The sequence below is a fragment of the Pseudomonas sp. NBRC 111130 genome (genome assembly GCF_001320485.1).
GTDB lineage: Bacteria > Pseudomonadota > Gammaproteobacteria > Pseudomonadales > Pseudomonadaceae > Aquipseudomonas > Aquipseudomonas vlassakiae.
This window is the reverse complement of sequence record NZ_BCBG01000051.1, coordinates 1-12024: the sequence shown is the minus strand read 5'-3', so window position 1 is coordinate 12024 and position 12024 is coordinate 1. Positions and strand designations below refer to the sequence as shown.

At 65.6% G+C, this 12024-nt stretch carries 6 protein-coding genes; 3 read left to right on the top strand and 3 right to left on the bottom strand.

All coding sequences use genetic code 11. The features are described from left to right. Window positions 1-53 precede the first annotated feature (53 nt). Window positions 54-839 (top strand): response regulator transcription factor, encoded by a 786-nt coding sequence (locus tag APH33_RS19775; protein ID WP_371263266.1) that lies wholly within the window; start codon window positions 54-56, stop codon window positions 837-839. Between the two features lie 40 nt (window positions 840-879). Here the strand turns inward: APH33_RS19775 and APH33_RS19770 are convergent, their stop codons facing one another. Next, on the bottom strand, window positions 880-2541 hold the full coding sequence (locus APH33_RS19770) for a ShlB/FhaC/HecB family hemolysin secretion/activation protein (RefSeq protein WP_054886778.1): 1662 nt from the start codon (window positions 2539-2541) through the stop codon (window positions 880-882). 90 nt (window positions 2542-2631) lie between these two features. Further along, entirely contained in the window at window positions 2632-4986 is a 2355-nt protein-coding gene (pbpC, locus tag APH33_RS19765) for a peptidoglycan glycosyltransferase PbpC (RefSeq protein ID WP_054886777.1), read from the bottom strand. A 77-nt stretch (window positions 4987-5063) separates the two neighbouring features. Between pbpC and APH33_RS19760 the strand changes: the two genes are divergently transcribed. Continuing rightward, window positions 5064-5357, top strand: a complete 294-nt coding sequence (locus tag APH33_RS19760) for a hypothetical protein (protein ID WP_012270337.1) — start codon at window positions 5064-5066, stop codon at window positions 5355-5357. 132 nt (window positions 5358-5489) lie between these two features. Here APH33_RS19760 and APH33_RS19755 read toward each other — a convergent pair whose 3' ends face one another. Further along, window positions 5490-10391 carry an alpha-2-macroglobulin gene (locus tag APH33_RS19755; RefSeq protein WP_054886776.1) on the bottom strand — a complete coding sequence of 1634 codons (4902 nt, stop codon included), beginning with the start codon at window positions 10389-10391 and terminating at the stop codon, window positions 5490-5492. A gap of 263 nt (window positions 10392-10654) precedes the next feature. Here APH33_RS19755 and APH33_RS19750 point away from each other — a divergent pair, with 263 nt between their 5' ends. After that, complete coding sequence (locus APH33_RS19750; RefSeq protein ID WP_054886775.1) at window positions 10655-11992, top strand: MATE family efflux transporter; 1338 nt, start codon at window positions 10655-10657, stop codon at window positions 11990-11992. The last annotated feature ends 32 nt before the right edge of the window (window positions 11993-12024 follow it).

The window sequence follows — 12024 nt, the reverse complement described above, 5'->3', positions numbered from 1 at the left end:
TTAAGCTGCCAGTGCGTCTGGCTCGGGAGCCAGGGTCATTTACGAACAGGGAGTTGATCGTGACCAAGTCATTGAGTGATGTGAAAGTTCTGGTAGTGGATGACCAGCCGCTGATCGTCGAACAATTGTGTGAATTCCTGCTGTCCGAGGGCCACCCTTGCGTTGCGGCCCACTCCACCGACGAAGCCATCGAACGGTTCATCGCCGACGACACGATTGGCCTGGTGTTGTGCGACCTGCACATGCCCAAACGCGATGGCATCGAGCTCATGCAGGCACTGAAGGACATTGCCGGGCGCCAGCGCATGTTCGAAGCCATCATGCTTACCGGGCGCGCCGACAAGCAGGACGTGATCCGCGCCCTGCGTGAAGGTTTCGCCGATTACTACCAGAAGCCCATGAACTTCGACGAACTGCTCGAGGGCGTGCGCCGCCAGGAACAAGTGCTACGGGAGCGCAGATCCAATCTCCAGGACCTGGGCAACCTCAACCAGCGCCTGCAGGACCTGGCCGGTTCCATAGACGAGCTGTATCAGGACCTGGAAAAAGCCCGAGGCCAGGGCGTTCACCGTCGCGCCACCGATGTCGTGGAAGAGTCCGAAGGCGATCTGCCGGCAGCGTTCGAGAAGCTGTCTCCGCGGCAACTGGAGGTCGCCCGGCTGGTAAGCAAGGGCAAGACCAACTACCAGATTGCCTGCGAACTGGGGATCACCGAGAACACTGTGAAGCTGTATGTGTCGCAAGTGTTGCGTTTGACCCACATGCACAACCGCACCCAACTGGCGTTGGCGTTGACGCCAAGTTCGTCTCCTGTGCACCAGCGGTTTACCACGCACTAAGAGCCTCCCAGGCGTTCCATGAGGCCGGTATCGCCTGGATTCACTCCAACCGGTAGTTGAAGCTCACCGTCCAGCGTGGGCTTCTGCTCATGCTGTCCAAGGCCACATCGGCCAGTGGCTTGGCCACCTCCAGCGCCACATTGCCGTACCGCCCCTCCCCCAGCCGCACACCCAACGCCACGGAACGCATCCTGGCATCTTCGAGTGGTCCGCCGTTGTACCAGGCCTGCGCAGCATCCAGCAGCACATACGGCTGCATCAGCCGCACCCAGCCAGCGCCACGCTTAATGCTGTAGTTCAGCTCGTAGGCGACACCCCAGCCCTTGTCACCCGCCGCCTGATCCTGCGGATAGCCATGACCGAAATGCTGCCCGCCGAAGACCGCATGCTCGCTGTCGGGCAGCCGGTCATCGGTCCAGTACAAGGCGCCTGACAGCACGCCCTGCCAGCGTTGCGACAGCGGGTCGCTCTGCAACCCGGCCACGCGAAAGCGCAGGAAGTCCATGTCGTAATCCGCATCGGTGCGAGCGCCCAGGTAATCCAGCCCCTGATACACCCCGGCGCTGACCCAGCGAAACCGCCCGGCCTCGACCTTGCGCCAGTCGCCTTCGAACGACAGCGCACGTACAGAGGTGTCGATGCGTGCCCGGACACCGTTGAGCGCTTCGTCATGCTCACTGACCGCATACACATGCCCTGTCATCGCCAGCCATTCATCGGCCGTGACGATCACCGGTTGGCCAAGCCCGATTGCATAACGCTCGCTTTCTATCCGCCGGAAGAATTGCGAACCATGCACCGCACGCACAGGTGTGCCCGGCTCGCTGCGGTAGCGAGCGGCTGAAAGCAGCAGCTGGCTGCCTTGTGCATCCAGGTGCTGGCTGTAATCCAGGCGCTGGTAATGGCTGTGGTCATCACCCGGTGGCAGCAACACGCTGGCCGTCAACTGCTCGGCAAAACGCGTCTGGGCATTGCTGGACACCTTGAACAACCCCTGCGGGCCATCGCGGCTGCCATCGCTGAACGCCACTGCCATATCGAAGGTCTTGCGCCAGGCCCGCACGGTAAGCTGCGCGGCCCCATCACTGTGCTCCGCCCGATCCAGGTCAGCCTGCAAGGTCACACCGGGTATGCGCTGGGCCAGGCCGATGAAGCGGTCGAGCGTCGCCCGGGTCAGAGGGCGTTCCGCCCGCAAGTGCTCCAGCAGCGCCTCGAGGTAGGCGCCAGCGGGCCCGACATCGCCTTGCCGTCGAACGTCGTGGACATACCCCTCGACCAGCACGACCTGCACGCGACCATCGGCAAAATCCTGATCCGGCAGGTAGGCCTGCGATAGCAGGTAGCCGTCGCGCTGGTAGCGCTGGGTCAGGCGCTCGGTGAACTGCTGCAGCTCGCCAACACTCACTTCACGGCCAATCAAGGGTTGGTAATGCTCGCGCAATTCGCTCAACGGGTAGACTGTCCCGCCCTCGAAGCGCACCTTGTGCAGCACGAAACGCGTCGCCCGTGGCGGCGTCCCGGTGGCGATCATGGGCGGCGCCAGGTGCAGGTCCGCAGCACGGGGGCGGTAGGCATCGATCGGCAGGTTCGCGCTGGGCAGGCGGCGCTCGTATTCATGGCCGTCGAGAAACACCGGCAATGGCTCGGCAAGCAGCAGACTGGCCCAGGGCGACAGCAGCAGGGGCATCAGCAGAAGACGCATAGGTCGCTCCACAATCCCTTGGGTACCGGGGCGTCGCCGGCCTCACCCGTCACGTGCAAGCGTAGGTGCTGCCCTTGTAAACGTCGAACCCTACTCGTTGACCTGGAACGCCACCCGCGCGGTTTCTCCACTTTCGTCCAAGGCACTGATCTCGAACTGCCCGGCCTGGTCGAACCGCACCAGCATGCTGCCCTGCCCTTCGCTTTCACCCAGCGGCTGGCCGTTGAGGAACCACCAGCGCCGCCCGCCACCGCCGAGGGCAGACACATGCAACTGCAAGGGTTCGCTGCTGGTGGCTGGGCGCCGCAGGTGGTCGCCGGGGCGCACGCCGACGATCGACAGCGGCGGCGCGCTGGCCGGTACCTGTGGCGGGCAGCACGGGTCCACCGCCGGCAGCCGCGCTGCACGCCGCTCGACGCGTGGCAACCAAGGTTCAAGGGGCGCTGGCCACAAAGCGATGTCGAGCGCCTTGGCCCCGGGGCAACTGCCGTCCACGCGCAGGCCCTGGGCATTGACCCAGATGCTTTCGCGCAGCCCCAGGCCAAGCGGCTGGTCGGCGGCCTGCAAGGTGGGAGGCGTGGTGCCATCGAGGGTCCAGGCAAAGCGCTGGCGCCGGCAGTTCGGGTCCTGCCGGTTCATGGGCTGGCCCAGCGGCCAGCAGATGGCAGCCACACCAACACTGTCCGGCACGCGTTCCACTGGCAGCCGGATGCCTCGCTGGCTGTCGCGGTTGCTCAGCAGGTCATGCACTTGCAGCATCAGCGGGGCCGCCGAGGCCAGGCCGAACTGCCCGGGCACGGGCGTGCCATCGGGGCGACCGATCCAGACACCGATCAGGTAGCGCGGCCCGACGCCGATCGACCAGGCATCGCGGAAGCCATAGCTGGTGCCGGTCTTCCAGGCCAATTGCGGCCGCTGTACCAGTTCGGCATGCGGGTCACGGTCGGGCCGCGCCTGGCCACTGAGGATGCGCCGGATGATCCAGGCCGCGCCTGGCGACATCAACTGGCGCTCCAGCAAGGGATCCTGCGGTTGCAGGCGTACCTGCGCACTGTTGCCACCCCGGGCCAGTGCCGCATAACCGCCTACCAGGTCCTCCAGACGGCTGCCGGCACCGCCCAGAATCAATGCCAGGTTGGGCTCGGCCAACGGCGGCAGCGCCAACGGCACGCCGGCCATGCGTAACTGCGCGGCAAAGCGCTTGGGGCCATAGGCTTCGAGCAATTGCACCGCTGGCAAGTTGAGCGACAGCGCCAGCGCTGAACTGGCGGAGACCGGGCCGCTGAAGCCCATCGAGAAATTGCCGGGGCGATAGTCGCCGTAGCGCCGCGGCACATCCTGCAACAGCGATTCGGAGTGAATCAGGCCATCATCCATGGCCAGACCGTAAAGAAACGGCTTGAGCGTCGAGCCGGGCGAGCGTAATGAGCGGACCATGTCGACATGGCCAAAACGGCGCTCGTCGTTCAGGTCGATCGAGCCCAGGTAAGCGCGTACCGCCATGGTCTGGGCCTCGACCACCAGAATCGCCGCCGAGGTGCGCTCCGGCAAGCGCGCCCGCCAACCCAGCAACAGGTCTTCCAGGCGTCGTTGCAAGGAGGCGTCGAGGGTAGTACGAATCAACGTCGGGCTGTCAGCGGTGTACAGCCGCCGCGCCAGCAACGGAGCCAGCGCGGGTTCCTGACGCGGGGCCAGCAGCAATGGTTCCTCAACCGCCTCCTTGATCTGTTGCGCCGGCCACACCTGGTACTCGTCCAGGCGCTGCAACACCTTGTCGCGGGCGCGTTGGGCACGCGCCGGGTGGCGGTCCGGGCGCAAGCGGCTCGGTGCCTGCGGCAACACGGCCAGCAGGGCAGCTTCGGCGGGTGTCAGCTGCTGCGGCGACTTGCCCAGGTAAGCCCAGCTGGCCGCTGCCACGCCCTGCAAGGTACCGCCGAACGGCGCACGGTTCAGGTAGATCTGCAGGATCTCGCGCTTGGACAGGTGCCACTCCAGTTGTGCAGTGCGCCACAGCTGCCGCAGCTTGCCGGCCAAGGTGCGATCATGCGGGTCGAGCAGACGGGCAACCTGCATCGACAACGTGCTGCCGCCGGACACTACCCGCCCACCGCGCAGGTTGAGCCAGACCGCCCGCGCAAGCGCCAGCGGGTTGACCCCCGGGTGCTGGTAGAACCAGCGGTCTTCGTAGGTCAACAGGGCCTGCAGGTAAAGGGGCGAAATATCCTCCGGGCTGACCGGATAGCGCCATACCCCATCGGCATCGGCAAAACGCCACAATGGTGTGCCGTCTTCAGCCAGCACCACCCTTGCCAGGTCGTTGCCCGGCAACGGTAGCGGCCAGATGCGGTCGGCCAGCCACAACAGGCCGAGCAACACCAGGATGCTGACCGCGGCAGCACGCACGAGCCTTCCCGCTCGGGTACGTGGCCGCGCTAAGCTTGGCATCGGGAACCGACCTGGCCAAGTAGTGGCCAAAGGCTTGGGAACGGCAAACGTGCCGATTCGTTCATCAGGAAGCAACTATGCATGTAGAAGGTTTTTTCGAGTGGCTTGGCCAGGCACTGGGGTCGTTGATCCGCTTCATCGTCGACGCCTTGAGCGGCCTGTTCAACCTGCTGGCCAACGCCGGGGGCAATTTCATCGATGGCCTGGCACGCACATTGGGCATGGACACCTCGCTGCTCAGCATCCTCGCCCTGATCATCGGCCTGATGCTGCTGTACTCGGCGATCCGCGCCTTCATGCGTGCCTCGATCATCCTCGGGATCATCTGGCTGGTGTTGGGGTTGTGGGTGATGAGTTGGGTCATTCACTGATTGTAGGAGCGGCCTTGTGTCGCGAATGGGCTGCATAGCAGCCCCGGCAATTTCAGCTGCCTGGCTGAGATCCAGGGGGCGCTTCGCACCCCTTTCGCGACGCAAGGCCGCTCCTACAAGGTCCGCGAAGCCTTAACGTGCTTTCACCGTCATCTCTCCTTGCCCATCCCCCACCGCCTGCAGATTCGGCCGGTACATCGACTCCACTTGTGGCGGCGGCACCCGGTAGGTGCCCGGGGTCACCGCACGCGCCAGGTACAACAGGTGCGTGGTGCCATAGCCGTCGAGCTTGAGGGCCGCCACGTAGCGGTCATCACGGTACTCCTGATGCACCACGCTGGCGTTCTGCATCGACTCGCGCCACTGCTTCACCGCGCTGCTGGCGTTGTCCAGGCTGGCAGCGCTCTGGGCCAGGTTCTGGTTCTCCAGCTCCAGGCCAGCAGGCAGCAGGTCAACCACCAAGGCATCCGGCACGCGATCGCTGGTCTTGAGCGCCAGGTGCACCAGCACCAGGTCGCCACTGCGCAGGTTATGCAGGTCCAGCGGCTGGCCATTCATGCCCAGGTAGTCGCGGCGAATCTCCATGCCGTTGCCACCGGCAGCAGGCGCCTGGCGTGGATAGCCCGACAAGGTCAGTTGCTGGTAGAGCGTTTCGCTGCCCTCGTTCTGCACAGTCAGAGGCGAGGCCAGCAACGGCCCCTCGAGCTTCATGCCGGCCTCGACATCATTGAACTCACGCACCTCACCGGCACTGTCCAGGCGCGCCTTCCACGGCGCTTCCGGCTTGCCAAGCAGCCCTCGGCCGGCCAGGTACAAGGCATTGCGTTCCTGGGTCGACAGCCAACGGTTGGCCGCCAGCTCGTCCGACAGGGCGAACAGGCGCTGGTCGACCTGGTTGCTGGCCAGCTTGCTTTCCTGCAGCAGCGCCAGGATCAGCGCCTGGTCGCGCAGGCTGCTGCCATAGTCCGCCATCCAGCCCTTGCTGCGGCTGATGCCCAGGCCCGCCTGCAGCGCCTGCTCGGCACGCGGCTTGTCGCCCATGGCGTCCAGCGCTACCGCCAGTTGCACCAGCGGCAGGCCGGAGCGGGCATCGGCGCGGCGCTCGAACAGGCTGCGCAGGGCACCCAGCGGTGCTTGCTGGCTGCGCGACAGCACCAGCGCAGCATAGGCTTGTACGGCAAAGCGGGTGTGCTCGGCATTTTCGCTGTAGTCGACTTCGATGAGATTGCGCTCCTGCAGGTAGCGCAACAGGCGTTCGCTGGCCTTCTTCAAGGCCTCGGCCGGCACGCCGTAGCCTTGGTCGCGGGCTCGCAGCAGGAAGTCGGTGACATAGGCGGTCAGCCAGTACTCTTCTTCACTGTCCGAGCTCCACAGGCCAAAGCTGCCGTTGTAGCGCTGCATGCCCAGCAGATGCTCGATGCCCATCTCGATCTTGCGCTTGCGCACCTCGGCCGGCTCACCCTTGATGCCCAGGCGTTTCAGGCTTTCGGCATCAGCGTACAGCGACGGGTAAAGGCCGCTGGTGGTCTGTTCCAGGCAGCCGTAAGGATAGGCTTCGAGGGCGCGGATCTGTTCGGCGAGGTTCAGGGGCGGGCGGCTCGACAGCGCCAGGCTGGCTTCAAGGCCGGCTGGCTCGAAGGCCGCCAGGTCGCTTTCCGGCAGGGTCCATGGCTGGTCCTTGAGGGCCACACGGTAATGCTTGAGCAGCGCCGGGTAGGCCGGGCGCACGCCCAGCGTCCATTCGCGTTCGAAGGTGTTTGCCGGTTCACCTGGCAGTTGCAGGCCATTGACCCGCACCCGCACCTTGCCCTGCCCCAGGCCACCTTGGGCCTGCACCGGGATGAGCAGCGTGCTGCGCTGGCCTTCGGCCAGGGCGACAGTCTGCTGGGCGCTGGCCGTCAGGCTCAGCTGGCCCTCGGCGAGGATCTCGACACTCAGTTGCTGGGCACGCCCCGACAGGTTGGCCAGGTCGAGTGCCAGGCTGGTGCGGTCACCACCCGCCAGGAAGCGCGGCGCCGACAGTTCGGCGATCAGCGGCGCGGCCACCACCGTCTTGCCTTCGGCCATGCCGAAGTGCTCGTCGGTCCAGGCCTGGGCCATCAGCCGCAACTCGCCATTGAAGTCCGGAATATCGACGCTCGCCTCGCCTTCCCCCTGGTCGTTCAGGGTCACCGGCAGGCTTTGCTGGGCAACGATGGTCACCGTGGTATTAGGGCGCTTGCCACCTTTGGCCATCGCCGCGTCACCGCCGAAGGCCAGGCTGGCCAGGCGGCCCTGGCCGGCCTCGATCAGCTGGCCGTAGATATCCAGCTGGTCGGCACCGTAGGCCTTGCGACCGAACAGGCTGGCGAACGGGTCGGGGGTCTTGAAATCGGTGATGTTGAGGATGCCCACGTCGACGGCCGACAGCAACACGTGCACCTGCTTCGGCACGCTGCCGTCGGCATTGGCGGCCTTGATCTTCACCGTCAGCGGCTGCTTGGGCCGCATCTTTTCAGGCGCCTGCAGGCTGACCGCCAGCTTGCGCTCGGCACGCGCCAGTGGCAGATGCAGCACGCCGACGGCGCGCTTGGGCGTGGCATTGGCCTTGCGTTCACCCGGGCGGATCACCAGCGCGCTGATGTACAGGTCGTGGCGCGCCCACTGCTTGTCCAGCTGCACATCGAAAGTCTTGCCATCGGCGGGCACCTCGATTTCCTGCCACCACAGCGGGCCATCGCTGGACTCGATCATCAGGTAGCCGCTGCCGGCCGCAGGTGGGGTCACGGTGACCTTGGCGGTTGCGCCGTCGGCGTAAGCCGGTTTGTCCAGCGCCAGCTTCACCTGGTCTGGTCGCACTGCGCCGCCTTCGGCGTTGTCCTGAGCGCGGTATCCGGCCCAGAAGCGTTCGCTGGAAACCAGCCCGGTCTCAGGGTCTTCGACCTCGACCCGGTACGGGCCCCATTCCACCTGGAAGCTCAATTTGGCAGTGGAGCCGGCCTTGACGTTGACCGTCTCCTCACTCTGGGTGAGGAATTTCTCGTTGTAGTCGTAGCTCCAGCCATCGCTCTGCGAGTAGTTCCAGTAGTAATCGCGACGCTCACGGATCAGGCGCACCTTCAGGTCATTGGCGGCGAGCTTGTTGCCTTTACGGTCGGCCACGAGCACCTCGAATTCGACCGGCCCGTCGCTGTCGGTTTCCTCGCCGTCAAACAGGCCGCGCAGGCCGGGCAAGCGCTCGGCAGGCCAGATCGGCTGTTCGAGGCGGCGGGTGATCGGCCGGCCGCCGGACTCCTGCAGGCTGGCCTGTACGGTCAGCTGCAACGGCGAGCGTGCTTCGGCCCAATGGCTCTCGATATCGACCACGGCCTTGCCGGCCTGGTCGAGGGTGACTTCGTCGAGTTCCAGGTCCTGGGCCAATTCGGTTTCGGTCACGGAGCCGAACTGGTAGCCCGGCAGCGCCGGCACCGCTTCGCGCAGCGGGCGCACATAGGCTTGGCCACTCAGGCGATTGCCGGCGGCAGGCGCACCGTAGAGGTAGCGGCCATTGACCAGGATGCGCGCATCCTGGTCGGGCGATAACGGCGTATCGCTGCCTTTGAGCTCAAGCGCCAGGCGCTCGGGGAGGAAGTCCTCGACCAGGAATTCGTAAACCTGCTTGCGCCCGCCACCCAGATCGAGCAGCAGTTGCCAACGGCCAGTCGGCGCCTCCGTGGCCAGCTGCAACTGATATTGATACAGACCACTGGCGTCAGCTTCCCAGACGAACTTGCGGCTGACCTGCTCATCCGGGCGGCGCACCTCGACGCTGACCGGCTGGGCCTTCACCGGCTTGCCATCCTGGTCGCGCAGCAAGCCGTTGAGCAGCACCGTTTCACCCGGGCGGTAGAGGTCGCGCGGGCCGAAGATGAAGAATTGCAGCGGGTTGGCCTGGGGGCCGGTGATGTCGAACTCGGCCAGGTCCAGGGCCGCGGTGTTCAGCCGCAGCAGGGTGGTGTGCACGCCTTGGGTAGCGATCAGCGTATCGGCCTTGGCCGTGATCGGCAGTTGGGCATGGCCGGCGCCATCGGTCTTGGCCTGGGCCAGCAGCTTGCCCTTGTCGTCATGCAGTTCGAGGTTGACGTCCTTGAGCGCCTTGCCGCCTTCCAGGGCCTGGGCGAACACATCCAGGCGGTCACGGTAGCGGTGGGCGGATACTCCGATGTCGCTGAGGGTGAACAGCGTCGCCGGCTGTGAGTAGTCATAGGTACCCGAGGCGCGCATCACTGCCAGGTACACACCGGGCTCCTGCAGCGGCTTGATGCCTGCAATCGGCAGCAGCACGGTCTCGCGGGTGTTGCGCGCCGGGTTCAGGTCGAAGCGGCCGCTGTAGACCAGCTCGGCCATGTCCAGGGTTTCCTTGGACTGGTAGTAGTACAGGCTGCTGTTGCGGCCCCAGTTGGCGAGGAAGGTCGAGAGCATCTCTGGCTTGACCCGGAAGAACTCGACATCGACCTTCGGCACGTTCAGCGCGATCACCGGCAGCCCTTCGGCCAGGCGCGTGGGCAGCAACGAACCGCGGCTGGCGAAGCCGACAGTGGCTTGCATGTCGCGGGTTTCCAGGCGGCTCACGGATTCACTGTCGAGCTTGTTGCCGTTGACGGCCAGCAGGCCCTTGTCGACGGTCAGCACCAGCTTGCGCTGCGGCTCGAGGTGGCGCAGGCGCAATTCCATCTGGTTGTCGGAGAGTTCCCAGGCACCATCGACCTTGCCTTTGACCGTATCGACCAGGTGCACCTTGGCGGCGAAGTCCTGCTTGGCGTCCAGCGGGGCCGAGAAGCTGATCGACAGGGTACTGGCGCCATCGAGTTGCACCTCAGAGACGTCCAGCACGCTGAGCTCGCGCCCCTCGTAGCGTTTGGCGAGGACGGCAGGGTCTTCCCGCTTGGCCGCGGGGGCCTCGACCGCAGCGCTTGCGGCCGGTTTGTCGGGGGACGCGGGCTTGTCCGGCGTCGAGGAATCACAGGCACTGAGCAGGGCCAGCGCGCAGGCCAGCAACAATCCTTTGTTGAGCATGGAGTGGTAACTCTTTGGCAGCGTGTACGTAAGGGCAGCAACTATAGCGCAACAGTGGCCGTGGGACTTTCACCGATGCGGCAAGTGAGACCCTGTTCGCGCGGATTGGTTGCCTGGCCGTTACAATGCGCCCAGCCGAATACTGGGGCCGCTTTGCGCCCCTTCGCGGGCAAGCCCGCTCCCACGGGTACAGCGATAGTCTTGGGGGAGCGGGCTTGCCCGCGAAGGGGCGCAAAGCGGCCCCCGCAGCCTCAGGAATCGCAATGTCGCAACTGTCCACCGACTGGCAGCACCGCCCCACCCACCGCAAGGTCTGGGCCCTGGCAGCGCCCATGATCCTCTCCAACATCTCGGTGCCGCTGGTGGCGCTGGTCGACAGCACCGTGATCGGCCACCTGCCCCACGCCCACCAGCTCGGAGCGGTGGCGGTGGGCGCCACGCTGTTCACTTTCATGGTTGGCCTGATGGGTTTCCTGCGCATGGGCTCCACTGGCTTCGCTGCACAGGCCGCCGGGCGTGCCGACGGCACGGCGCTGCGCCAGGTACTGGTGCAGGGGCTGCTGCTGGCCGTGGCCTTCGCGCTACTGATCGGCCTCCTTGCCCTGCCCTTCAGCCAGCTGGCCCTGCACGCCATGCAACCGAGCGAGGCGTTGCAGCAAGCCACCGAAGACTTTTTCCATACCCGGTTGCTCGGCCTGCCGGCAGCGCTGGCCAGTTATGCGCTGGTCGGCTGGTTCCTTGGCACACAGAACGCTCGAGCGCCACTGGCGATACTGCTGACCACCAACCTGCTGAACATCGCCCTCAACCTGTGGTTCGTACTCGGCCTGAACTGGGGCGTGCTGGGTTCGGCACGGGCCTCGGTGGTCGCCGAATGGTGCGCTGCGTTGCTCGGCCTGGCCCTGACCCGGCCAGCCCTTCGTGCCTACCCCGGGCAGATCGCCTGGGCTGCGCTCAAGCGCTGGCAGGCGTGGCGGCCATTGCTGGCGGTGAACCGCGACATCTTCCTGCGCAGCCTGGCGTTGCAGCTGGTGTTCCTGCTGATCACCGTGCAGGGCGCACGACTGGGCGAAGCCACGGTGGCGGCCAACGCCCTGCTGCTCAACGGGCTGCTGCTCACCGCCTACGCCCTCGATGGCCTGGCGCATGCCGTAGAGGCACTGTGCGGGCACGCCATTGGTGCGCGGGACAGGGATACCTTACGCCGCTCGCTGGTGGTGGCTTGTGGGTGGTCGTTGATCACCAGCCTGGGGTTTGCCGGCTTGTTCCTGCTGGGCGGGCATCTGTTCATCGACTTGCAGACCAATATCGATAGCGTGCGGGCGGCGGCCTACCCGTACCTGCCATATCTGGCGCTGCTGCCGTTGATTGCGGTGTGGAGCTACCTGCTCGACGGGCTGTTCATCGGCGCGACCCGGGCACGGGAGATGCGCAACACGATGGTGCTGTCGGTGCTGATTGCGCTGCCCCTGGGTTTGGTCATGAGCGGGTTTGGCAACCACGGGTTGTGGTTGGCCTTTCTCGGGTTCATGGCGTTGCGGGCGGCAACGTTGGGGTGGGTTGGCTGGCGATTGCAGGCAAGAGGGCGCTGGATCCAATGAAGTCGGGGCCGCGTTGCGGCCCTATCGCGACA